This is a genomic window from Pedobacter sp. Leaf41 (genome assembly GCF_001422545.1).
Classification (GTDB): Bacteria; Bacteroidota; Bacteroidia; order Sphingobacteriales; family Sphingobacteriaceae; genus Pedobacter.
Genome location: NZ_LMLE01000001.1, coordinates 210546 through 233725, shown reverse-complemented (window position 1 = coordinate 233725; position 23180 = coordinate 210546). Strand labels below are relative to the sequence as shown.

At 36.3% G+C, this 23180-nt stretch carries 23 protein-coding genes; 13 read left to right on the top strand and 10 right to left on the bottom strand.

Annotated features, from left to right (window positions below; all coding sequences use genetic code 11):
* Nucleotides 1-88 precede the first annotated feature (88 nt).
* Nucleotides 89-2896, top strand: coding sequence for a DNA polymerase I (gene polA, locus ASE92_RS01035; protein WP_056849235.1), 2808 nt, complete (start codon nt 89-91; stop codon nt 2894-2896).
* An 89-nt stretch (nt 2897-2985) separates the two neighbouring features.
* A complete protein-coding gene (locus ASE92_RS01030; RefSeq protein ID WP_056848261.1) occupies nt 2986-3324 on the top strand; it encodes a hypothetical protein in 339 nt (112 codons plus the stop codon).
* Between the two features lie 125 nt (nt 3325-3449).
* Here the strand turns inward: ASE92_RS01030 and ASE92_RS01025 are convergent, their stop codons facing one another.
* From ASE92_RS01025 to ASE92_RS01010, 4 genes are all read right to left on the bottom strand, one after another.
* Nucleotides 3450-4127: a metal-dependent hydrolase gene (locus tag ASE92_RS01025; protein WP_056848260.1), complete on the bottom strand. Its 678-nt coding sequence runs from the start codon at nt 4125-4127 to the stop codon at nt 3450-3452.
* Between the two features lie 62 nt (nt 4128-4189).
* Nucleotides 4190-4495: a YbaB/EbfC family nucleoid-associated protein gene (locus ASE92_RS01020; protein WP_056848259.1), complete on the bottom strand. Its 306-nt coding sequence runs from the start codon at nt 4493-4495 to the stop codon at nt 4190-4192.
* A 103-nt stretch (nt 4496-4598) separates the two neighbouring features.
* Nucleotides 4599-5831 carry a serine hydrolase gene (locus tag ASE92_RS01015; RefSeq protein WP_056848258.1) on the bottom strand — a complete coding sequence of 411 codons (1233 nt, stop codon included), beginning with the start codon at nt 5829-5831 and terminating at the stop codon, nt 4599-4601.
* Between the two features lie 68 nt (nt 5832-5899).
* Nucleotides 5900-6451 carry a cupin domain-containing protein gene (locus tag ASE92_RS01010; RefSeq protein WP_056848257.1) on the bottom strand — a complete coding sequence of 184 codons (552 nt, stop codon included), beginning with the start codon at nt 6449-6451 and terminating at the stop codon, nt 5900-5902.
* A 304-nt stretch (nt 6452-6755) separates the two neighbouring features.
* On the opposite strand from ASE92_RS01010, the gene ASE92_RS21645 reads away from it, so the two are divergent.
* The gene (locus tag ASE92_RS21645; RefSeq protein WP_056848255.1) at nt 6756-6968 is read left to right on the top strand and encodes a GxxExxY protein; all 213 of its coding nucleotides are present in this window, start codon (nt 6756-6758) and stop codon (nt 6966-6968) included.
* A gap of 150 nt (nt 6969-7118) precedes the next feature.
* On the opposite strand, the gene ASE92_RS00995 is transcribed toward ASE92_RS21645, so the two are convergent.
* Together ASE92_RS00995 and pdhA are read right to left on the bottom strand one after the other, a co-directional pair.
* Nucleotides 7119-8789, bottom strand: coding sequence for a 2-oxo acid dehydrogenase subunit E2 (locus ASE92_RS00995; protein WP_056848254.1), 1671 nt, complete (start codon nt 8787-8789; stop codon nt 7119-7121).
* A gap of 30 nt (nt 8790-8819) precedes the next feature.
* Entirely contained in the window at nt 8820-9815 is a 996-nt protein-coding gene (pdhA, locus tag ASE92_RS00990; protein ID WP_056849234.1) for a pyruvate dehydrogenase (acetyl-transferring) E1 component subunit alpha, read from the bottom strand.
* Nucleotides 9816-10676: 861 nt separating this feature from the next.
* Between pdhA and ASE92_RS00985 the strand changes: the two genes are divergently transcribed.
* From ASE92_RS00985 to ASE92_RS00975, 3 genes are all read left to right on the top strand, one after another.
* Entirely contained in the window at nt 10677-11234 is a 558-nt protein-coding gene (locus ASE92_RS00985; protein ID WP_056848253.1) for a C40 family peptidase, read from the top strand.
* 97 nt (nt 11235-11331) lie between these two features.
* Nucleotides 11332-12459, top strand: a complete 1128-nt coding sequence (locus tag ASE92_RS00980) for a CapA family protein (protein ID WP_082454869.1) — start codon at nt 11332-11334, stop codon at nt 12457-12459.
* Between the two features lie 27 nt (nt 12460-12486).
* On the top strand, nt 12487-12669 hold the full coding sequence (locus ASE92_RS00975) for a hypothetical protein (protein ID WP_056848252.1): 183 nt from the start codon (nt 12487-12489) through the stop codon (nt 12667-12669).
* 50 nt (nt 12670-12719) lie between these two features.
* Here the strand turns inward: ASE92_RS00975 and ASE92_RS21640 are convergent, their stop codons facing one another.
* Nucleotides 12720-12884, bottom strand: a complete 165-nt coding sequence (locus tag ASE92_RS21640; RefSeq protein WP_162237734.1) for a helix-turn-helix transcriptional regulator — start codon at nt 12882-12884, stop codon at nt 12720-12722.
* A gap of 358 nt (nt 12885-13242) precedes the next feature.
* Here ASE92_RS21640 and ASE92_RS00965 point away from each other — a divergent pair, with 358 nt between their 5' ends.
* From ASE92_RS00965 to ASE92_RS00935, 6 genes are all read left to right on the top strand, one after another.
* The gene (locus ASE92_RS00965) at nt 13243-13422 is read left to right on the top strand and encodes a hypothetical protein (protein WP_056848250.1); all 180 of its coding nucleotides are present in this window, start codon (nt 13243-13245) and stop codon (nt 13420-13422) included.
* Nucleotides 13423-13855: 433 nt separating this feature from the next.
* The gene (locus tag ASE92_RS00955; protein WP_157255600.1) at nt 13856-14503 is read left to right on the top strand and encodes a hypothetical protein; all 648 of its coding nucleotides are present in this window, start codon (nt 13856-13858) and stop codon (nt 14501-14503) included.
* Between the two features lie 55 nt (nt 14504-14558).
* Nucleotides 14559-15086, top strand: coding sequence for a peroxiredoxin (locus tag ASE92_RS00950; protein ID WP_056848247.1), 528 nt, complete (start codon nt 14559-14561; stop codon nt 15084-15086).
* Nucleotides 15070-15909 (top strand): cysteine peptidase family C39 domain-containing protein, encoded by an 840-nt coding sequence (locus tag ASE92_RS21580; protein WP_056848246.1) that lies wholly within the window; start codon nt 15070-15072, stop codon nt 15907-15909. Before ASE92_RS00950 ends, ASE92_RS21580 begins: the two co-directional genes overlap by 17 nt.
* A gap of 20 nt (nt 15910-15929) precedes the next feature.
* On the top strand, nt 15930-16703 hold the full coding sequence (locus ASE92_RS21575) for an ABC transporter transmembrane domain-containing protein (protein WP_082454868.1): 774 nt from the start codon (nt 15930-15932) through the stop codon (nt 16701-16703).
* Nucleotides 16637-17200, top strand: a complete 564-nt coding sequence (locus tag ASE92_RS00935; protein ID WP_056848244.1) for an ABC transporter ATP-binding protein — start codon at nt 16637-16639, stop codon at nt 17198-17200. Before ASE92_RS21575 ends, ASE92_RS00935 begins: the two co-directional genes overlap by 67 nt.
* Before the next feature lie 193 nt (nt 17201-17393).
* Here the strand turns inward: ASE92_RS00935 and ASE92_RS00930 are convergent, their stop codons facing one another.
* Nucleotides 17394-17579: a hypothetical protein gene (locus ASE92_RS00930; protein ID WP_056848243.1), complete on the bottom strand. Its 186-nt coding sequence runs from the start codon at nt 17577-17579 to the stop codon at nt 17394-17396.
* A 157-nt stretch (nt 17580-17736) separates the two neighbouring features.
* Nucleotides 17737-19782: a M13 family metallopeptidase gene (locus ASE92_RS00925; RefSeq protein WP_056848242.1), complete on the bottom strand. Its 2046-nt coding sequence runs from the start codon at nt 19780-19782 to the stop codon at nt 17737-17739.
* A gap of 91 nt (nt 19783-19873) precedes the next feature.
* On the opposite strand from ASE92_RS00925, the gene ASE92_RS00920 reads away from it, so the two are divergent.
* Nucleotides 19874-20806 carry an SPFH domain-containing protein gene (locus ASE92_RS00920; RefSeq protein WP_056848241.1) on the top strand — a complete coding sequence of 311 codons (933 nt, stop codon included), beginning with the start codon at nt 19874-19876 and terminating at the stop codon, nt 20804-20806.
* A 67-nt stretch (nt 20807-20873) separates the two neighbouring features.
* Here ASE92_RS00920 and ASE92_RS00915 read toward each other — a convergent pair whose 3' ends face one another.
* The gene (locus tag ASE92_RS00915; protein ID WP_235527251.1) at nt 20874-23042 is read right to left on the bottom strand and encodes a carboxy terminal-processing peptidase; all 2169 of its coding nucleotides are present in this window, start codon (nt 23040-23042) and stop codon (nt 20874-20876) included.
* Nucleotides 23043-23180 lie beyond the last annotated feature (138 nt).

Here is a 23180-nt window from a genome sequence, read left to right as displayed (position 1 = left end):
GTTGAAAATACATTAATTCAATAAAAGAATTTGTTTTTTGTTGAAAAACCTGTTTACGGTTATGGGGAACTTTGGTTACTTTTATCATATGAATAAAAAACTCTTTCTTTTAGATGGGATGGCGCTGATGTACCGGGCACATTTTGCGTTGAGTAAAAATCCCCGTTTTACCTCCACAGGAATAAATACATCGGCCGTTATGGGCTTTACCAATACTTTGCTTGATGTATTAAAGAAAGAAAAACCAACACATATTGCCGTGGTTTTCGACACCGAAGCGCCTACAGAAAGACACACCTCTTTCGAAGCTTATAAGGCTCATCGGCAGGCTATGCCTGAAGATTTAGCAGCCGCTATGCCTTTTGTAATCAAACTAATTACCGGCTTTAATATCCCGGTAATTACTTCCGATGGTTATGAGGCCGATGATATTATCGGAACATTGGCCAAAAAAGCAGAACAAAAAGGTTATCAGGTTTTTTGTATGACACCCGATAAGGACTTTGCACAACTGGTATCAGAAAATATTTTCATTTACAAACCAGCTCGTATGGGAAATGGAATGGAAATTTTGGGCGTGAAAGAGATTTTAGCCAAATGGGAAATAGAAAATGTGCTGCAGGTTATCGATATTTTAGGTTTATGGGGAGATGCCGTTGATAACATTCCAGGAATCCCTGGTATTGGTGAAAAAACTGCGAAAGCACTCATCAAGCAGTATGGCTCGATGGAAAATATTATTGCGCATTCGCATGAACTCAAAGGTAAGCAGCGAGAAAATGTGGAGAATTTTGCAGAGCAAGGATTAATTTCAAAAAAATTAGCCACAATTCAGCTTGATGTACCCGTTGAGTTAGATGAAGCAAGCTTAGAACTTTGCGACCCTAGTCGCGATTTATTGGAACCATTATTTACCGAACTAGAGTTTAGAACACTTGGCCGACGGGTTTTTGGAGATGAATTTTCGGTAACTACAGCGAGGTTTCAGGAAGGAACACAAACTGATCTTTTCGGAAATCAATCTGGCGAAGCGATTCAATATACCGATACAATTGAAGAAGAACCGGCGGAGAAACTACCGGCCAAAACGATTGAAAATACCGAACATGATTATGTTTTAGTGGAAACGGCAGCGCAAAGAGCAGATTTAATTAAGCTTTTGCTAGCTGAAAAAAGGATTTCTTTTGATACGGAAACCACTGGCACTGATGCAAATATGGCTGAGCTGGTTGGATTATCGTTCTCCATAAAACCAGGCTCTGGCTATTATATTCCCGTTTCGGCAGTAAGAGAAGAAGCGCAGGCTGTAGTTGATGAGTTTAGGGTGGTGCTTGAAAATGAGCAGATAGAAAAAATTGGGCAAAATACTAAATATGATATCCTGGTATTGAAATGGTATGGTGTAGAAGTGAAAGGAAAATTGTTTGATACCATGCTTGCTCACTACCTCATCGATCCGGACACGCGACATGGGATGGATGTACTTTCTGAGAACTATCTAGGTTATTCGCCAATTTCTATTACCAAACTAATCGGTGCAAAAGGTAAAAATCAATTAACCATGCGTGATGTTCCAGTGATTGATGTGGTAGATTATGCCGCCGAAGACGCCGATGTAACGCTGCAGCTGGCCCATATTTTTGAACCGAAATTGAAAGAACTAAATGCGGCCAAATTAGCAGAGGAAATTGAAAATCCATTGGTTTATGTGCTTGCTGATATTGAAAAAGAAGGTGTAAGGATTGATATTGACACCCTTATTGCCTACTCAAAAGAGCTGGAAACCGATATCATTAAATTTGAACAAAATGTTTATGATAAAGCAGGGATAAAATTCAATTTAGCCTCTCCGAAACAATTGGGAGAAGTTTTATTCGATAAACTTCAATTAGACCCAAAAGCGAAAAAAACTAAAACAGGTCAGTACCAAACCGGCGAAGATGTACTTACCGCCTTAGCAAGCAAAAGCGACATCGTAAAAGATATTCTGGATTTCCGCCAGTTGCAAAAATTGAAATCGACTTATGTCGACGCCTTGCCTTTAATGGTAAATCCAAAGACCGGAAGGGTACATACCTCATACAACCAGGCTGTTGCCGCCACTGGAAGGTTGAGTTCTAACAATCCGAATTTACAAAACATCCCTATTCGTACAGAACGTGGTCGCGAAGTAAGGAAGGCTTTTATTGCCCGTGATGAAAACCACATTCTGCTTTCTGCGGATTATTCGCAAATTGAGTTAAGGATTATTGCTGAAATTAGCAAAGAGGAGAACATGCTCGATGCATTCAGCAAAAATATCGATATCCATACCGCTACCGCCGCGAAAGTATATGGCATTGGCATTGAAGAAGTCGACAGTACGCAACGTAGAAACGCAAAGGCCGTAAACTTTGGAATAATCTATGGCCAATCTGCATTCGGACTTTCGCAGAACTTAGGTATTCCGCGGAAAGAGGCTGCTGACATTATCGAACAATATTTTACTCAATATCCTGGCATCAAGCGTTACATGAGCGATACGATGAACTTCGCCCGTGAAAATGGTTTTGTAGAAACCATAATGGGCAGACGGCGCTATCTACGAGACATTAATTCTGCAAATCAAACCGTACGTGGTTTTGCAGAACGAAATGCCATTAACGCACCAATTCAAGGTTCTGCCGCCGATATGATTAAGATTGCAATGATCAATATTCACAAAGAAATGAAAGTGCAAAACCTACAATCAACGATGACCATGCAAGTACATGATGAGTTGGTGTTTGATGTATTGAAATCTGAAAAAGAGGTGATGAAAGCAATCATCCAAGATAAAATGGCAAACGCGATTAAATTGACGGTTCCAATCGTTGTTGAAATTGGTGAAGGAGATAATTGGCTTGCTGCACATTAAGAAATTTTATTCCTATCTTCATTAAAACTTCATCCCGATTAATCAATTTTATATCAACAAATAAACGAGTAAAACAAAAAATTAAAGACATGAAAAAATTATTGAATTTAATCGCAATCGCAGCATTTGGTTTAACTACAGCATTTGCACAAACACCAGCAGCAACGCCAGCTAAGGCTAAAACAGTTGTTAAAAAAGAAGTAAAAACCACTGTTGCACCTGTAAAAGCAGGTGTAAAATCGGAAGCTAAAAAGGTAGAAACTAAAACGACTACCACCGCTGCAAAAGTTAAAGCTGATGGAACACCAGATATGCGCTTTAAAGAAAATAAAACAAAGGCTGTAACGAAAGTTGTTGGTCCAACAAAAAAAGATGGAACAGCTGACATGCGTTACAAAGCAAACAAAGCTGCCGCTAAAAAGAATTAGGTTTAGTTTTATAATTTGAAAGGGTTCCTGATGTAAAATCGGAACCCTTTTTTATTTTATCAAAATTTAAATAAGCCACAAATTTCCATTTAATAAAAGATCTGCAAATCTGAGCCTTGCTACTTTTACAACGCTATTGTCTCTCCAACTTTAGGCAAAAATAAGGTTTTGCTTTCTCTCTTGAATTTCGATACAGCCTCGCCCTCATCAATGCTGATTGGGGGAAAAGTATTGTAATGAACGCCTATGATTTGATCGCAGTTAATGTACTTTGCTGCAATGATCGCATCATCAACATCCATGGTATAATGACCACCAATAGGCAAAATGGCATAATCCAACTTGTACAAGTCAGCCAAGAGTTTCATTTCAATAGTTAGTGCTGTATCGCCGGCGAAATAGATTTGTTTTCCGCCTAACTCCAACACGAAGCCGGCAGGGTTGCCACCGTAACTACCATCGGGATTTGAACTGCTATGCACCGCCCAAACTGTACGCAGTTTACCAAAAGAAAGCTTCTGAACACCAAAATTAATATCAGTTACCTTTTCGATTCCTTGCTCTTTAATCCATTTGGCAACTTCAACCATTGCAATCACCTCTGCACCGGTTTGGTTGGCAAGCTCAACTAAATCTGCAACGTGATCGCCGTGGCCATGACTAACTAAAATATAGTCAGCCTCGATTTTAGAGGTATCAATATCTTTCGCTAAAGGGTTTGATTTTATAAAAGGATCAAAAAGAAATTTTTTGCCATCTGCCTCTAAAAGAAAACAAGATTGGCCGTAATAAGTATATGTCATAACGAGTTTATCGAAGGTGAATATAAATTTAGAAGTAGTAAAAAGTAGAGTAAAAGTTTAATCTATTGACCAAACATTCCGCCCAAACCACCTAACATATCTGCGGCTGAGGCTTGCATTTCTGTAGCACTAACCTCTTCGGCATTGGCCAGAGCTTTGTTAATTGCCGTTAATAACAATTCTTCTAACTCTTCTTTATCTGCATTTTCCAAAAATGTTTCATTAATTGAAACGCCTGTTATTGCTTTGTTTGCGGTTGCTGTAATCTTTATGGCGCCATTCTCCACCTCTCCAAAAACAGAGATAGTATCTAAACGCTTTTTAATTTCTTCCGCTTTTTGTTGCGCTGCTAATAATTTATCGAACATAATTTGTTGTTTTTATTAATAAGTTAAATTTACCTAAAATTGTTTTCGAACGCTATTATAAAAAAACCTCGCAGGTTTTTGAAACCTGCGAGGTTTAGATTATTTAATCTTCATCGCTTCCTGGCAAGCTGCCGTTGCCGTGGTAGGCACCTTTTCTGATTATCGGCATGCCTAAATGTTTGTATAAATCGTCAAGATGCATTAAACTTCCGTTGGTCAAATTCCCCAGAAAAATTACAATAATATTTTTGTCAAGATCGCGAACGTAGATATGTCTGAAACCGTGCCACCAGCCTGTATGATAAACTACTTTGTCCATCTTTTCCCCATCGAACATCCGCCATCCATAACCATAATTAAAGTGCCCGTTAACTGGCTTGTTGCGACCAACATATGATGAGTCAGTACTTTTTTTGCTAAGTAACCTTCCATTTTTTAGGTACTTATCATAAAGCACCAGATCATGAACAGTGCTGTAAATTCCCTTGTCGCCAACTGGTCCGTCTAAAAAGTTTTGGGCAACAGAGTATCTAAAGCTATTGCGATCATGCCCGACTACATCAACAGGAATTTTTTCATATTCAGTAGTACTGTAAACGTGAGTATTCTTCATTCCTGCAGGTTTGAAAATATGCTCCATCATGTATTGAGAGAAACGTTGACCCGTAACTTTTTCAATAATTGCCCCCAATACCATAAAATTGGAGTTGTTATAGTGAAAGCGATCATCAGGTTTCACGTAACGATTTGGCTTGCGTTCTGCAATCACATCCATTACTTCCTGGTTACTCACCCCTTTCTTCATGTTGCGTTTTTCCTTACGCCAGATGTCATCAATGAAATAAACATAATTCATCATTCCACTTCTATGTGTAAGCAATAGCTTTACTGTAATTCCATCATAAGGAAAATTTGGGAAGAATTTTTTGACGTTATCATTTAAAGAAAGTTTTCCGGCCTCAACCAGTTGCATAATAGCGGTTCCGGTGAAGGTTTTGGTGATGGAGGCAAGCTCGAATTCAGAAGATATTTTTAAACTATCACGATGCAGATAATCGGCCCAACCTATTGCTTTTTCGTATAGAATTTTGCCATCTTTCGCCACGAGCATATTTCCATTGAAGCCATACTTTTTATGTAGGTTTTGTACAAAATCCGCGATCCACTTATCACCTTTGGCAGGGTCGTAGGCGATTAGAAGGCTATCTGCTTTATCATCTTCCTTTACACGGATTTTTGCATCGGCAGCTTTTTTTTCTTCCGATTTTTTGGTGTTGCAGGCAGTAAATAGGGTAACAGAGAGCGCTAAAGCTGAACAGAAATATCTAAAATTCATTAATATTAAGGATAGTGTATTTAAAACCCGAAAATTAAAGAATTTTAGACGGTTAAATAGAAAGAGTTTTAAACATTTGCGCAATTCTGGTTATACCAGCACTCAAATAAATGACCCTTGCTACCATAAACAGGATCGCTATCTGGATTTTTCACTTTTGCAATGTCTTCATCAGCCTCCGGTCGTTCTTCAGGCTTACCATATTTTATGTTATATTCAAGGCCATTTGGGTAGGCACCTACCACTGTAAAATCTTCACTTGAATTCAATTTCATGTGCGCAACTCCAGCCGGAATAACGACAACATCACCTTTATCCAGTTCGATGCAAACACCATGATCGCCTCCAAACTGAACCTCCGCTTTACCGCAAAAAACACCTATTACCTCGTGGGTATTGCTATGATAATGTTGATAATCGAAAATACCATCAACCCAGGCGTTGGTGTAGCCATTTTGCGCAAAAACTTTTTTAATTACTTCTTCAGTGTCATCTGGATGAATCAAAAATGCGCCCTTATATATCATTAGAGGTAATTTGGCATTGTTAGGAAAGTTTCCATTTTCTTCAATTGTATGTGATACGAGATAGGCCTCTTGTATTAATTTTTCTTTGTCCATGATTGTAGGGTTTCGTTAATTAACAAAATAAAGAAGAAAGGGTTTAGGATTTTGTTGGATGGCTATGTGGTTTAATTTTTGTGCTCATGAAATTTACGATTTTTCGAGGAAATCAGTGGGAAATTATAATCGTATTACTATTAACTTCTCCTGCAGATCAAAAAAAAATTCTCGTAGATTTTTTTTATACGCAACCAGAGTCAACATTTGATGCCTCTCAAATCTTTTTAATCAGATCAAAAAGATTCTCGCAGATTTTTTTGATAAGCAACCAGAGTTAACATTTGATGCGCTACAAATCGTTTTGGTCCGCGAAATCAGCGTTAATCAGTGGGAAATTATTAGCCTATTAATTATTGTCGAAGTAAAATCAGTAGAAAATTTAGCTCCAGTTCACCATAAACAAGTGTTAATTTATTTAAAACTTGCGGGTTTAAAATTGGGATTCTTGTTAGCTTTAATTCGGTCTACACCAAAAATTCCATTTTCCGCAAGGTTAATGAACTATAAATACTGATGTACTTTCAAACAAAAATCTGCGTAAATCACCTTAATCTGCGGGAGAATTTATGGCGAAATGCTTTCAAATCAAAAAGCCACTCCCGTAAAGGAATGGCTTTAATATATTGCTCAGTTCGAAAACTGAAAATGATAAACTGTAAACTAATTATGCTAACAATCTAATCGGCTCTTCTAATAAACCTTTTAGCGTTTGTAAGAATTGTGCCCCAGTTGCACCATCAACTACACGGTGATCGCAACCTAAAGTCAACTTCATTACGTTACCAGGAACAACAGCACCGTTTTTAACAACAGGAACTTGTTGAATAGCACCAACAGATAAAATTGCACCATCAGGAGAGTTGATGATTGATGTAAACTCATCAATACCAAACATACCTAAGTTAGAAACTGTGAAAGTTGATCCTTCCCAATCTGCAGGTTGCAATTTCTTAGCTTTTGCTTTACCACCAAAATCTTTTACTTCAGCAGAAATGTGCGATAAAGATTTACCATCAGCAAAACGAACTACGGGCACTAATAAACCATCTTCAACAGCCATAGCAACACCAATGTTAGTATGTTCGTTGAAACGGATTTTATCGCCACCCCATGATGAATTAACTGCTGGATGTTTTTTCAAGGCAACAGCAACTGCTTTAATTACGATATCGTTAAAGGAAACTTTAACAGGAGCAACAGCATTGATTGCCGTACGGGCAGCCATTGCGTTATCCATATCAATACTTATGGTTAAGTAAAAATGTGGCGCTGTAAACAAACTTTCTGCTAAACGTTTTGCAATTACTTTACGCATTTGCGAAACAGGTTGTTCTGTATATTTCACCTCGCCAACAAAAGTTGGAATCACTGGCGCAGCAGCAGCAGTAACTTTTTCAGCAGCAGCCGGAGCTGATTCTGATTTCGCCGGTGCAGCAGCAGGTTGTTTATAGTTTTCGATATCTTTTTTAATGATACGGCCACCTTCTGCACTACCAGCAACTTGTGATAAATCGATTCCTTTATCTTTAGCAATTTTCTTAGCCAAAGGCGATGCTTTTACGCGACTATCAGAAGAACTTTCTGCCACCGGAGCAGATGAACTTGCTTCAGCTGTTGTTGCTTGTTTTTCTTCTTTCGGAGCTTCTTCTTTGCTTTCAGCTTTTGCAGCCGGAGCAGAACCGCCCGCTAAAATACCACTCACATCAGTTCCTTCCGGTCCAACAATGGCGATAATTCCATTCACTTTAGCCGCCTCACCTTTTTCTACACCAATGTGTAATAAAGTACCAGTTGCATAACCCATCACTTCCATAGTTGCCTTATCGGTTTCTACATCCGCTAAAACATCATCATCTTTAACCTGGTCGCCAACTTTTTTATGCCATTCAGCAATAACGCCTTCAGTCATGGTATCGCTTAGCAAAGGCATACGAATTACGGTAACGCCTTTTGCTGCTAATTCTTCCTCGCTTAAACCACCACCTTGAGCAGGGGCAGCTTCTTCTTTTTTCTCTTCAGCCTTTGGTGCTTCAGCGCTTTCAGTTTTCGGAGCTTCGCCACCTTTTTCAGCATCTAACGCTTCCTGAAAATCTTCACCTTCTTTACCAATAACGGCCATAACAGCATCAACAGGAACAGCTTCACCTTCTTTTACACCAACGTATAAAAGTGTACCATCCCAATAAGATTCCATGTCCATTGTTGCTTTGTCAGTTTCTACCTCTGCCAAAACATCGCCGCTTTTCACTTTATCGCCCACTTTTTTATGCCACTTCGCCAAAACCCCTTCGGTCATGGTGTCGCTCATTTTGGGCATTTTAATTACATCAGCCATTATATCTAATTAATTGAAATCTTTTTAAAATTAGTCCATTACGTAAGGGTAGTTCTCCGTCATATACACATCTTTGTATAATTCCGATGCTTCCGGCCAAGGAGATTCTTCAGCGAATTTAACTGCCTGATCTACCGTAGCTTTAACTTTAGCTTCTACCTCTTCAATCCAAGCTTGGTCAGCATACTTTTCTTTCAAAATAGTTTCTCTTGCCAATTCAACCGGATCTTTTGCTTTATAATCTTCTAATTCTTCTTTAGTACGGTATTTTGCCGGATCAGACATTGAGTGACCACGGTAACGGTAAGTTCTCATTTCTAAGAACGTAGGTCCTTCACCTTTACGGGCACGTTGAATTGCTTCATCCATTGCGTTGTGTACTGCAACTGGATCCATACCATCAACCGGAGCACATGGCATATCAAAACCTAAACCAATTTTATAAATATCAGTCATGTTGGTGGTACGTTGTACCGAAGTACCCATTGCGTAACCATTGTTTTCGCAAACAAAAATTACAGGCAATTTCCACAACATAGCCATGTTAAAAGTTTCGTTTAATGCACCCTGGCGCACCGCACCATCGCCCATATAACAAATATTAACGTTATCTGTTCCTTTATATTTTTCTGCAAAAGCAACACCAGCACCTAATGGAATCTGACCTCCAACAATGGCATGGCCACCATAAAAATTATGTTCTTTGCTAAACATGTGCATAGAACCACCTTTACCTTTTGAGCATCCGGTAGCTTTACCATACATTTCTGCCATAATGCTATCGGCACTAACACCTAAAGCCAAAGCATGAGCGTGATCACGGTAAGTAGTAATCATCGAATCGCCTTTTTGCATTGCAGATATTGCGCCTGCAACTACAGCCTCTTGTCCAATGTATAAATGACAAAAGCCACGAATTTTTTGTTGTCCGTATAATTGGCCTGTTTTTTCTTCGAATTTGCGCATAAGCAACATCGATTCGAACCATTTTAACCAAGTATCTTTATTTATTTCTACTGCACTCATTTTAGGATATTTGTTTTTTTGCGACAGCAAATCTAATTTTTTTATTGTAATTTTTGGCACTTTTAAGTGTAAAAACATCATACACTTTAATACAATCGTACATTTAACAGTTGTTTTCTCATCAAAAGTTTCTGATACCGCCTGTTTCACTCAAATCATCGATTTTACGGAATTTAAAATCACAGTTTATCAAGCTATCGCTTTCAAATAATGGTAAAATTTAATTCTGCGAAATCCTATTAAGTCCTAATTTATTAATTTTCATTTGAAAGGCAAATACAGATGCTTTTAAGTAAAAGTAGCCCCGCCATTCGCATTATCTTTTTTGTCATTTTTTATGATCAAAGGAAAGAATCTACAACAAAAAAGGATAATCGCTACTTTCGGGCTTAAGTTGGCCTGGCTTTGTACATTTTATTAAAGGTTTTAAACTACCCATAAATTAATTTGCCGCAACCTTCTCTCCAACTTTGAAGACAAAGTGGAGTTATTTTGAGCTTTGTATTTTACCAAAAAAACCAAATTGGTTCAAACATTTTGAAACGGAAATATTTTTATTGATTTTTAAAGCTAATACGGCTACTATTTTACTGGTATTAGACTTAATAACTTTGAGATAAAAGCTTGTATAAGTGGTGCGACTACAGCAACCAGCAAAGAAAAAAAATGCTTTTCAAAACAATTTTAGGCGCCATATCTCCGTTTCCTAACAAGCCGTAAGCGTTGAAATGTTAATAACTTTCACTTTTTAACAAGTTACATTTGGATAACATTTGTATAATTAATACTTTTGGCAACCAACAATAAGCCCATGTGGTTTACGTTACTGTGTAAGTGAATACCCAAACATAACTGTATAACATGATTAAAAAATTTTTGTTTTCATCCCTAATCGCTATTTGCACGTTCTCAGCCGCATTTGCGCAAACAAAAACAAAAGAATCTGGTAAAGAATTAAACGACCCCGACAACTTAGCATCACAATATTTCTCGCAAGTAATGGGTGTTGCTGTAGATGCGACTTCAAACTTAAAATTATACAAGTTTGTTTACGAATGGATCGGAACGCCATATAGCTATGGTGGAAACACCAAAAGAGGCATCGATTGCTCGGCATTCACTAAAGCGATTTACGACAAAGTTTTCAACACTACCATCAGAAGAAATTCACGCGATATTTTTAGCATGGTAGATCCATTATCTAAAGATGATTTAAAAGAAGGCGATTTAGTTTTCTTTAAGATTAAAAGCAGAAGTATTTCGCACATCGGTATTTACTTAGGTGATAACAGGTTTGCACACGCATCAAGTTCTCGTGGTGTTGTAATCAGTAACTTAAACGAACCCTATTACAGCCGCTATTTTTACAAAGGCGGACGGATCTTGGAATCGTTTAAAAAGGAATTCACAGTAGAATAAAGCAAATTACAATCTTAAATTTATTTTTTTAGATTGAACACATACGATCCTCCTGAAGCAATTTTGGAGGATTTTTTTATACCTTATAAATTAATTAATGAAATTCTCGAGCAGCTTAATCTTATCGTTTCTTATCCTATTCATTGTTTTAAGTTGTACCAATAACAAAGCACAGGTGGTTGCAGCTGGTGTGAAACAAGATACCATCATCAGGAAATTAAAAGATACCATTTCAATTACTGCTGTTGGCGATATCATGCTAGGCTCGGCTTTTCCTTCAAAAATTAACCTACCACCAGATGATGCTGTTAACAGTTTTCAGGCCGTTGATAGTTTATTGAAAGGCGATATCGTTTTCGGAAATTTAGAAGGGTGTTTCTTAGATTCTGGTAATTCAAATAAGTGTAATGGAGTTAATCCCAATAGCTGTTATGCCTTTAGAATGCCAGAACGTTATGCCGGTATTTATAAAAAGGCTGGCTTTAATGTATTGAGTATTGCCAATAACCATGTTGGTGATTTTGATAGCAGAGGAAGAAAAAATACTGCAAAAGTTTTAGACTCTTTAAAAATCCACTATGCCGGACAGGTAAATAAACCTTTCGAAATTTTTGAAAAGGACAGCGTTAAATATGGCTTCTGTGCTTTTGCGCCTAATGAAAATACAGTTTCTATTAATAAAATCGATAGTGCTAAAGCATTAGTTGCCCGCTTGAAAAAGCAGGCAGATATTGTTATCGTGTCTTTTCACGGCGGTGGCGAAGGCGCCAGATTTGAGCACGTTCCACGAAAAAACGAAATATTTTATAGAGAAAACCGGGGTAATGTTTACAAGTTTGCGCATGCTGTAATTGATGCCGGTGCTGATGTAGTGCTTGGGCATGGACCGCATGTAACCCGGGCAGTAGAAGTTTATAAAAATAAATTTATTGCCTATAGCCTCGGAAATTTTTGCACTTATGGAATGTTTAGCCTAAAAGGTAATAATGGAATCGCACCCTTATTACAGCTCAAGATAAATAGTAAAGGTGATTTCCTTTATGCCGATGTAACCTCGATACAGCAGGATAAAGTTAACAGACTAACAATTGATAATAACCACAGGGCATTTAAGCGAATAAAGGAATTAACTGATATCGATTTTATCGGCCATCAATTAAAATTTGAGGACAATAAAATAGTAATGAAAGAAAACTTATCTGTTGGCACTCAGCCTCAACCTTAGTCTCAACCTCAGTTTCAATCTCAAATCATGAAAAAAGGATTACTTCTCCACTATATTATTGGTATAGCCGCAGCGATTTTAGTTTTAGCTGCAGCTTACTACATCAATCAAAATCCAAAAAATTTATTATCGGCAGGGATTATCATTTTAGCCGGATGCCTGGTTGCTTTTAGCCAGTATCAAATTATAAAACATAAAAAGAAGTTGTAGTTGTTTAACTAACGCTCATAAAAATATCTCTTTCCAATCATGGAGATTTTTCACTCTAATAACTGCGTAACGCTAATATTTAGAATTGCAGCTATTTGGTAAATTCTATTTAACGGCAAATTTCCAATATTTCTTTCATTGTGCGAATATACATTTTGCGATATCCCCAATTCTTGGGCCATATACTCCTGGCTGTAACCAAGAATAGCCCTCATTGTTCTAATTTTAATACTGATTTTTTGATACTTTTTATCATCCATGGCATTCTATTGTTAATTCGACTGTTAGGGGATGATTTATTTCGAATAAACAAGGTTAATAAAAAATATTTAATTAAAATCACATTTCACACCCAACGGCCTTTTGTAGGCATGAAATGCTAGAATGCTTACACAAATCCTTTAGACACGGTTGAAATGATCAACTACCTTCTAAAATTAAGGCATCAGTTAAACGCGTAGCCTATAATTTAAACATATAGCGTTTAGGAATATTTGTTTTGATGCAATATGTTTGGTTATTGCTTCGCGAGTAATAAGAAGAAACTATTATTTAACTTAAAAATTAAGCAAAATGAAAAAATTAGAAATTGAAAAGATGGAGATGCTAGTAGGCGGTTCACAGACTCAAGCCTGCATATCCGATGCTTACAACAATCATGGTTGGGCTTCAACGTGGCTTTATGTTCAATCAGCATTTATACCTCAAACTGTTGTAGCGATTGCAGGAGTTTGTGCAATAAACAATTTATAACATTTTATTTCAAGTTATATGAACTTATTTACCTACTATCTAAAAATAATTTTACCGCTTCCTATATTGTATTGGTGCGCAAATTATACTTCGCCATCTGTCTTTGTTATCGCACTTTTTATTTACGCATTGATATACAGACCATTTATTGATGGGCTTAGGTTAGTTGATTTAGGTGTGATGAGTAAAAAAGAAACCTGGAAAATGTTTTTTATTGCCCCTTATTATCAACTTAAATATTTCAAGGAACTCTATTTTTCATAGTAATTCAAAGAAATATTATAGGATAAAATATTTGCCTAAATGAGCTAAAAAATTTTACAATAATAATTAGCTCTTTTTTGTGTCTTTTGTGATAAATTTTTACCACAAAAGGCACAAAAATATGTAAGTGTATAATCTACATTACGAGTTAAGCTCTTCTTTTTCTAATATGAAAAATCGCCATCTTAATTCAATTCTATGTTTGACATTAATTATGCTGAATTTAGCTGTTGGATTTTTGACAAACAAGGCTTTAATTACCCAGGAGGCTTTTTATCACTCATTTAGTAATCAATTTGAGTATACCCAAATTGATGAATTTTATAGTTTTAGACAAAAAAGTGTTTGGATATTTTATATTTTATTACCATTTATTTTGGTATTTAAGATTTTTCTTGTTTCAATATGCCTACAAACTAGTTTAATTTTAAATGATTTTAAACTTAAATTTACTTCAACTTTTAAAATTGCCATAACAGCAGAATTTGTTTTTTTATTACCTCAATTAATAAAACTTGCTTGGTTTTTATTGGTAAAGACAGAATATACTTTAACTGATGTACAACATTTTTACCCACTCTCGGCTTTAAATCTTTTTAAAATAGAAAACCTTTCTGCGTTATTAATTTATCCATTTCAAACTTTTAATGTATTCGAAGTTCTGTATTGGATTATCCTAGCAGGAGGCATTAAACAAGCTTTAGATACCGATATCAATCATGGCATAAGAGTAGTGTTTTCAGGGTATATACCTGCTTTAGTATTGTGGGTAATTTGTGTCATGTTTATTACTGTTAGCTTAAGTCCTGCAACCTAATTTCTACTATAAATATAACTTCAGCCTTTATTCTAAAGCTGTTGAACAAACAAAAATGAAGAAGAAAATAATTATTATCCTAGGGCTCATCGCTTTGGGTTTAGGCGCTTTTTTGGCTTTTAAAATTGGCAAGAAATACAACCACAATAAAGAGATTGCGCTGCAAAAACAAAGCTTACCTAATTTTCAATTGTACAGCCAAGACTTAAAAATATTTGCTGCAAAAGATTTAGAAGAAAATAAAGCAGTATGCATTTTTTATTATAATGCCGAATGTGAACACTGTCAATATGAAGCTACCCAAATTAATAAAATTTTAACCGCTTTTAAAAATACTCAAGTGGTAATGGTTTCTACTAACACACCAAAAGAAACATCACTTTTTGCAAAAAATTATGGGTTAAGTAATGTTGGGTTTATCTGGCTGTATGATAAAGAATATGCCTTTTACAAATGGTTTGGTAAATCGGTAACACCATCTGTGTACATCTATAATGCAAACCATAAACTGTTAAAAGAATACACAGGGGAAGTAAAAATCGAAGCCGTGATAAAATACTTGAGCGATGGAAAAAAAAGCTAAAAAAACCCTGGTTCTGCAGCAAGATATCAGCGATTGTGGTGTAGCCTGTTTGCTATCTGCAATACGGTATTTTGATGGAAACAACAATCTCGAAAATTTAAGAAAGTTAAGCGGAACTGATGGAATGGGTACAAGCTTATTAGGGTTAATCCAAAGTTCGGAAAAAGTTGGTATAGATGCAGAAGGCTTTGAGGCAGAAATTGAACATTTGATCGATTTAAAATACCTATGTATTTTACATTTAACCCTTGAAAACGATCTTGAACATTTCGTTTTAAATTACGGTTATGATTTGGCAAATAAGAAATTTCTAATTGGTGACCCCGCTAAAGGAGTTGCCTTTTGGGATGAAACTGAATTGGTTAAACGCTGGAAAACAAAAGTATTGCTTACCCTTAAACCCAATGAAAACTTTATAGAAACCAAAACAGAAAATGTAGCCAAAAGAAAGTGGTTTATATCCTTATTAAAAGATGATTATAATATTCTCTTAATTGCATCCTTTCTCGGAATAGTAATTGCTGGTTTAGGTCTATCCACAGCGTTATTTACACAAAAACTAATAGATGAAATTATTCCAAAACAGCAAGTTAATCAAATGATTAGCGGCTTTGGAATACTCCTAGTATTATTATTGGCAAAAAGCGGAATTGGCTTTTTACGTCAATTGTTTTTACTTCAACAAACTAAAGATTTTAACGAAAGGATAAATAGAGGTTTTATTGAAAAACTTTTACGATTGCCAAAATTGTTTTTTGACAGCCGAAAAACAGGCGATCTGGTTTCACGATTAAATGATACTATGCGCATACAAAAAGTGTAGCATACTTAAGCGGAACATTTATTATAGATTTTTTAATTGTAATCATTTCATCTGCTTATCTTTTTAGTTTTCACTACAGCATCGCTTTAACAGCTCTGACAGCCATTCCGTTAATGGGATTTATCGCATGGAAATATAATGATCGGATTATAAACCAAAACACAGCAATAATGGCCGCCTATTCAGCCAATGAAAGTAATTATATCGACACTATTCAAGGTGTTGCAGTAATCAAATCGAGCAATAAGGAAAATATTTTCGGGTCAAAAATCGGTACGCTTTTTAATCAATTTCAGAGTAGCAGTATCCATTTAGGTAAAACTGGCAATCAGTTTAATTTGATTGTTGAGGTTCTGGCAACCCTAATTATTCTTACGATAATGGCTGAAACCGCTTACTTTACCTTAGAAAATATATTGAAAATTGGGGAAATGATGGCTATCTTATCAATAGGAATTGGAATCATTCCATCATGTACCAGATTAATGTTGACCAACTTACAAATTCAAGAAGCAAAGGTTGCTTACAACAGAATGTATGAATTTACCGCAATTGAGCCAGAAGACAATAATGTATTATTAGTTGAAGAAACGGAATGGGATCAGGGATTCAAAAAGCTGGAGATCAAAAATCTGACCTTTAGGTTTGCAGGCAGGCGGCAATTGTTAAAGGATATAAATTTAATAATCAACAGCGGTGAGATTACCGCATTAATTGGGGAAAGTGGATGTGGAAAAGTACCATTCTCCAGTTTCTTCAAAAGTTTTATTCACAGGAAAGTGGATACATTTTAATTAATGAGAAATTTAATTTAACTAACCTTTCCACTAAAAGCTGGAGAAATATTATTTCGATTGTACCTCAGGACGTTAAATTATTCAACTGTACCATACTAGAAAATATTTGCTTGAGCAACCTTGAAAAAGATTTAAAATTGGTTATTGCGCATTGTGAACAGCTTGACTTATTGAGTTATTTCAATCAATTTCCGCAGGGTTTACTAACCAGAGTTGGTGAGGATGGTTTGAACCTATCAGGGGGACAAAAGCAAATAGTTGCTTTATTGAGAGCATTATTTACAAAACCGCAACTTCTTTTGTTAGATGAAGCTACTGCAGCTTTAGATCCGAAAACTGAAAGTTTTATTTTGGATTTGCTTCTGAAGTTAAAAAAAGATATGGGCATTTTATTAGTAACTCATAAAGAAAGTACAGCAAAAATTGCTGATGAAATTTATGAGATTGAAAATGGAACATGCAAAATTTCCAACAAATTATTAATTACTCCATAAACCAATGAAACTTTATTCCAGTGACATATTTACATTGGTATGCATTGCTTTCTTTGCAGTTATTGGCCTTTTTATTAATCACTACGAATCGTTTAACTTGGGTAATCATTATAATTCTCCATGTTATTTTAGTGTAGTAATGCTACTGATCTGGATATTAAACAAATGTTTTCCAGCGCAAAAGAAAGTTTAACTAACTCTCATCCTTAGTATTCTTCACCAAGCCAATTCCCGATACGAAAAATATTAATCCAATTATACCATATACCATTAAACCCCTAGTGTCCTGACTATGGTTAACAAAGCCCCAACCTGCATAAATTAAACCGATAATTCCTAATATCGTTAATACTGTTCCAAAAGTGCGTTTTACATTCATAGTTTTAAAATTATCAGAGTAAATACAATATAAAGCGGTTTTTGTTTTATTCGTTACTTACGCCAAACGGATAAAAAAAATAAAGCCACAGATTTTCAGCGTTTAAAGCTAATAATCTGTGGCTTAAGATTAGTGATCTGGTTGAACAAACCCACACCTACCAAACGCCTAACCTATTTGCTGGCGCAACATACATTTTTGCAGTTGTAGGAATATTAAAGGCTTTATAAAAGGCTTCCATGTTATATACTGGTCCATTTACTCTAAACATTTCCGGACTGTGTGGGTCTGTTTTTAAGCGCACCTGCATGCTTTCATCGCGATTTTTCATTCTCCAAACCTGGGCAAAGCCTAAGAAGAAACGTTGATCGGGGGTAAAACCATCAATCTTATCTGTACTTTTCCCTTGTTTGGTTAATTTAAAAGCATCATAAGCAATATTTAAACCACCGATATCCGCAAGGTTCTCACCTAATGTAAGTGCACCGTTTACATGTTGGTTATCTAAAAGTGTAAACTTATCATAGAAAGTGGCAACCCTATCTGCTTTCGTTTTGAATTTGGCGGCATCCTCCTTTGTCCACCACTCTTTCAAGTTTCCGGCTGCATCATATTGTCTTCCCTGGTCGTCGAAACCATGAGTCATTTCATGCCCAATCACGGCGCCGATGGCTCCGTAATTAATTGCATCATCGGCATTAAAGGCAAAAAATGGAAACTGAAGAATACCCGCAGGGAAAACAATCTCATTAAAAGAAGGATTGTAATAAGCGTTGACTGTTGGAGGTGTCATTCCCCATTCTGTTTTATCTACCGGCTTACCAAGCTTATCCATCATCTCCTTGTAAGCGTGTTTTTTCGCTGATTGGAGATTTGCAAAAAAGGTAGTTTTAGAGATCTCTACGTCATCGTATTTCTTCCATTTATCGGTGTAACCGATTTTTTTTACGAAGGCATTTAATTTTTCCAATGCTTTCTTTTTGGTTTCGGCTGTCATCCAATCTACTTTTTTAATACGTTCTTCATACACCTTTTGAAGATTATCAACCAATTCTACCATTCTCTTTTTAGCTTCAGGTTTAAAATACTCTTCTGTGTATAATTGCCCTAAAAGGTCCCCTAGGTTAATATCGGTGTTATTAACCATTGATTTCCATCTTTCCGTAGGTAACTGACGGCCTTTAAGCGTTTTATCAAAAAACTCAAATCTGGCATCTCTAAATTTTTGTGTTAATGCATAGGCATTTTCATTTAGGGCATCGAACTTTAATTTCTCCTTCCAAATTTGGATTGGCTGTGTTTTAATTAAGTTTGATAATGTTTGATAATATTTTGGTTGTCGAACAATAATGGTGTCTACGTTAGCGCCTAATTTGGTTAAAACAGACTTGACATCGAGATTTGGAAGCTGTTTTTGAAAATCGGAAACAGCAAACTTGTTATAATTTTTTTGAGGATCGCGTTGCTCAACAGGTGTAAAATGACTTTGTGCTAAAGCCGTTTCGAGTTTAAGTATATCATTGGCATATTTCACGCCATTTAATGAATCACCAGAAAGGGCAAATATTTTAGAAATGTAAGCCAAATATCGTTCTCTTATTTTTTTAGCCTTTTCATCCTGATCAAGGTAATAACTTCGCTCTGGTAAATTGATGCCTGATTGATAGAAAATCAAAGCATTTTTTTGACTGCTTTTATCATCTGGTTCCACTCCGAAAGCCAATAAATCACCTTCTCCATTCCTAAACCCTTCTGCAATAAAATTGATTAATTCGTCTGCATTTTTTATATTATCAATTTTTGATAACAAGGGTTTTATTGGCGTCGTCCCCAATTTTTCAATGGTTAACGAATCCATTCCACTGGCATAGAAATCGCCTACCTTTTGTTCGTCAGTTCCTTTGGCTGCGTTGCTTTTAGCAGATTTTTCGAGTATATTCTTTAGGTTTTTTAAGTTATCGTTATATAAGGTATAGAAAGATCCCCAGCCGGTTTCCGTTTTAGGAATCTGGGCATTTTTCATCCATTTGCCATTGGCATATAGAAAAAAATTATCGCCAGGTTTTACGGTAGTGTCCATCCCCGCAGTGTCAAAAAATACAGTTCGTGTACCTGTGCTGCTGGTGGTTTGATGGCTTTTATCGTTTTGACATGCGGCGAGTAGTAACAGTGCCGCGGCTGGCAATAATAATTTCTTTTTCATGTATATATTAATTTAGTTGCATAAATATTAAAGCTACAAAACAACCATGTAGTTTCTATGAATTTTTATAACTTCATAAAAAAAACTTATTATGCAATACACGATCTACATTCTCGGTTTCATCGCCATTATTATCTTGTTAAGCTCCTTTGTTACCGTTAAACAAGGAACAATAGCTGTGGTAACGGTTTTCGGAAAATATCGCAGGCAGCTTCGCCCCGGTTTAAACTTCAAAATACCGTTAATTGAACAGATTTACTCTCGTATTTCTATTCAAAACCGTTCGGTAGAATTATCGTTCCAGGCAGTAACGCAAGATCAGGCTAATGTTTACTTCAAAGCGATGCTTCTATATTCTGTAGTTAATCAGGATGAGGAAACAATAAAAAACGTAGCTTTTAAATTTGTTGATGCAACGAATTTAATGCAGGCATTGATCAGAACTATTGAAGGGTCCATTCGTGCTTACGTAGCTACACAAAAACAAGCAAACGTGTTAGCCCAGCGTAATGAGATTGTACTGCATGTAAAAGAACAAATTGACCAGGTATTAGATGGATGGGGTTACCATTTACAAGATCTTCAATTAAATGATATCACTTTTGATGAAGAGATCATGCGTTCAATGAGTCGCGTGGTGGCATCAAATAACTTAAAGGCTGCTGCAGAAAACGAAGGTCAGGCTTTGCTAATTACCAAAACAAAGGGTGCAGAAGCCGATGGTAATGCCATTAAAATTGCCGCAACTGCAGAACGTGAAGCTGCTCAACTTCGTGGGCAAGGTATTGCTTTATTTAGAGAAGAGGTTGCAAAAGGGATGACGAATGCGGCGCATGAAATGCAGCAAGCGAACCTTGATACATCGGTAATTCTTTTCACCATGTGGACGGAAGCTATTAAACAATTTGCAGAGTACGGCGAAGGCAATATCATTTTCTTAGACGGTAGTACCGAGGGAATGAATAAAACAATGAAGGAAATGATGGCCATGCAACTGAGCCAAAACCCGGTTAAGCCTTCTTAAACATTTGATATTAACGAAAGAAGCCCGATTAGAAAATTCTAATCGGGCTTCTTTGTTTTGCTTTTATTTATAGTTTTGGTGCTGTTGCAATCCCCAAATTCATCACATAATTACCAGATTGCTGCATAAAGTCACCCATCACTTTTAAAGATTCATCTTCAATAAAATCAAAAGTATCTTGCTTCGTCACTTTTTCACCCTTTTTAACAGCTGGTAAGCCTCTCAACGCTCGTAATTCATTTTGTCGAGCTAAAGATTTTGCTTCCTGAGCATCACGCTCAGCTTTTAATTTATTTTCATTCAACGTTACCGATACTTCCGCATCACGTTTTTTCAGATCAGCGATATCTTGTTTAATAAATTTAAAATCTAACGAGTTTGCTATACGCTGTTCGCTGTTTTTTATTAAGCCGGCTTTAACTGCTGATAAATTAGCAACCGCCTTAAAATTCGAACTTGGAATTACATCCCAAGGTAATGCAGATGGCTCTGTATCTTCTCCGATTTTATCCATTGGATAAAGCGATGGAAAAACAACATCTGGTGTTACCCCCTTATGTTGTGTACTGCTACCTGCTACGCGGTAAAATTTCGCCATGGTTAAATTAATCTGACCTAGGTTTATATCAGCTGGATTTGCTCCAGTTGGAGAAGTACCAATAGTTTTATCTCTGGTAACCAAACCCGCAATTTTTTGCAGCATACCAGGATTTACCAATTTGTTTAAATCAATTGACGATTGAACGGTACCTTTTCCATAGCTCTGGCTACCCATAATGATTCCTCTGCCGTAATCCTGAATAGCTCCTGCAAAAATTTCTGATGCCGATGCACTTAAACGATCAATCACTACGCCGAAAGGGCCATCCCATGCTACGCCAGATGTTTCATCTTCGTCTACTTCAATTTTACCTCTTAAATCTTTAACCTGAACAACTGGGCCTTTATCTATAAATAAACCTGTTAATGAAATCGCTTCTACAAGAGAACCGCCGCCATTTCCACGTAAATCCATCACAATGGCATCCACTTTATCGATGTTTTTTAGGGAATCGACTAACTTTCTCACATCACGAGTGGTACTTTTATAGTTTTTATCGCCAGAGTTTGCGGCTTTAAAATCTGCGTAAAAGGCTGGTAAAGAGATAATACCAATTTTATAATTTTTGCCGTTTGAATTGATGGTTTTTACTTTCTTTTTAGCTGATTGATCTTCAAGGATAATTTTTTCTCTAACCAATTCTATAATTACAGGCTTAGAAGACATCTCTTTTCCTACAGGAATAACTTTTAACCGAACTTTTGTTCCCTTTGGACCCTTAATTTTAGTAACAGTAACGTCCAATCTCCAACCAACTACATCAACAAATTCTCCATCGCCTTGAGCAACTGCAATAATCCGATCTCCAGCGGTAAGTTGTTTTCCCTTAAACGCAGGTCCTCCCGGAATAATCTCCGAAATTTTAACAACTTCATTTTCGAGCTGTAATCTAGCGCCGATACCTTCGAAAGAACGAGACATTTCTTCGTTAAATTCAGTCGCTCTAGCGGGTACAAAATAGTTCGTGTGCGGATCAACTGACTCGGTAAATGCATCCATCAAAATTTGGAATACATCCTGATTATTAGTTTTCGAAGTTTGAGATTGAAGGTTTTGATAACGTTTCGTAAGTGTTTCTACGTTTTTCTCCTGTGCAGTACCAGCCAAGTTAAGATTGATTAACTCATATTTCACTCTTTTTTTCCAGGTTTCATTTAACGCAGTTGACGAAACTGCCCATGGAAGTTTTTCACGGTCATACACATAAGTATCGTTTTGATTAAAATCGTACTTGGTTTTTATTTGCGCTAAAGAGTATTTGAAATATTCGTTTAAACGTTTTGCATATACATTGTAAATGTAAAATGGACCGCTTAAATCACCATTCTTGAAATCGTCGTCTAAAGTAGTTCTGTATTTCTCGAATTCTTTGATATCAGAAGCAAGAAAATAATTTTTCCCTTGATCTAAGGCCTTTATATATCTATCTAAAATTAAGGATGAGATAGAATCGTTTATCTGAATTTTTTTATAATTATAACTCTCGATAAGATTTACAACTTCCTTGATTACGAGCTTCTGTTGCTCATCGGGCATTACATTGGAAACGCCTTCCACAATCGGCTGTGGCTTTGGGTCGGCATGGCAAGCCAGTACCGCCGCAGTAAAAATTACAAAAAATATTCTCTTCAACATCTCTTTAAACGATTTAAAATCCATTTCAATATTATATAGCCAATATGATACCATTTTAACGAAAAAACAAAAAAGAGACAGCATTATTACTGTCTCTTGTTAAAAGGCTATCAAATCTAGCTAAAAGCTTTTTATTTA

What these genes read in the sequence shown, in the direction of transcription:
- polA (WP_056849235.1), top strand. Translation starts at nt 89, where the DNA reads ATGAATAAAAAACTCTTTCTTTTAGATGGGATGGCGCTGATGTACCGG.
- ASE92_RS01030 (WP_056848261.1), top strand. Translation starts at nt 2,986, where the DNA reads ATGAAAAAATTATTGAATTTAATCGCAATCGCAGCATTTGGTTTAACT.
- ASE92_RS01025 (WP_056848260.1), bottom strand. Translation starts at nt 4,127, where the DNA reads ATGACATATACTTATTACGGCCAATCTTGTTTTCTTTTAGAGGCAGAT.
- ASE92_RS01020 (WP_056848259.1), bottom strand. Translation starts at nt 4,495, where the DNA reads ATGTTCGATAAATTATTAGCAGCGCAACAAAAAGCGGAAGAAATTAAA.
- ASE92_RS01015 (WP_056848258.1), bottom strand. Translation starts at nt 5,831, where the DNA reads ATGAATTTTAGATATTTCTGTTCAGCTTTAGCGCTCTCTGTTACCCTA.
- ASE92_RS01010 (WP_056848257.1), bottom strand. Translation starts at nt 6,451, where the DNA reads ATGGACAAAGAAAAATTAATACAAGAGGCCTATCTCGTATCACATACA.
- ASE92_RS00995 (WP_056848254.1), bottom strand. Translation starts at nt 8,789, where the DNA reads ATGGCTGATGTAATTAAAATGCCCAAAATGAGCGACACCATGACCGAA.
- pdhA (WP_056849234.1), bottom strand. Translation starts at nt 9,815, where the DNA reads ATGAGTGCAGTAGAAATAAATAAAGATACTTGGTTAAAATGGTTCGAA.
- ASE92_RS00985 (WP_056848253.1), top strand. Translation starts at nt 10,677, where the DNA reads ATGATTAAAAAATTTTTGTTTTCATCCCTAATCGCTATTTGCACGTTC.
- ASE92_RS00980 (WP_082454869.1), top strand. Translation starts at nt 11,332, where the DNA reads ATGAAATTCTCGAGCAGCTTAATCTTATCGTTTCTTATCCTATTCATT.
- ASE92_RS00975 (WP_056848252.1), top strand. Translation starts at nt 12,487, where the DNA reads ATGAAAAAAGGATTACTTCTCCACTATATTATTGGTATAGCCGCAGCG.
- ASE92_RS21640 (WP_162237734.1), bottom strand. Translation starts at nt 12,884, where the DNA reads ATGAGGGCTATTCTTGGTTACAGCCAGGAGTATATGGCCCAAGAATTG.
- ASE92_RS00965 (WP_056848250.1), top strand. Translation starts at nt 13,243, where the DNA reads ATGAAAAAATTAGAAATTGAAAAGATGGAGATGCTAGTAGGCGGTTCA.
- ASE92_RS00955 (WP_157255600.1), top strand. Translation starts at nt 13,856, where the DNA reads ATGAAAAATCGCCATCTTAATTCAATTCTATGTTTGACATTAATTATG.
- ASE92_RS00950 (WP_056848247.1), top strand. Translation starts at nt 14,559, where the DNA reads ATGAAGAAGAAAATAATTATTATCCTAGGGCTCATCGCTTTGGGTTTA.
- ASE92_RS21580 (WP_056848246.1), top strand. Translation starts at nt 15,070, where the DNA reads ATGGAAAAAAAAGCTAAAAAAACCCTGGTTCTGCAGCAAGATATCAGC.
- ASE92_RS00935 (WP_056848244.1), top strand. Translation starts at nt 16,637, where the DNA reads ATGTGGAAAAGTACCATTCTCCAGTTTCTTCAAAAGTTTTATTCACAG.
- ASE92_RS00930 (WP_056848243.1), bottom strand. Translation starts at nt 17,579, where the DNA reads ATGAATGTAAAACGCACTTTTGGAACAGTATTAACGATATTAGGAATT.
- ASE92_RS00925 (WP_056848242.1), bottom strand. Translation starts at nt 19,782, where the DNA reads ATGAAAAAGAAATTATTATTGCCAGCCGCGGCACTGTTACTACTCGCC.
- ASE92_RS00920 (WP_056848241.1), top strand. Translation starts at nt 19,874, where the DNA reads ATGCAATACACGATCTACATTCTCGGTTTCATCGCCATTATTATCTTG.
- ASE92_RS00915 (WP_235527251.1), bottom strand. Translation starts at nt 23,042, where the DNA reads ATGTTGAAGAGAATATTTTTTGTAATTTTTACTGCGGCGGTACTGGCT.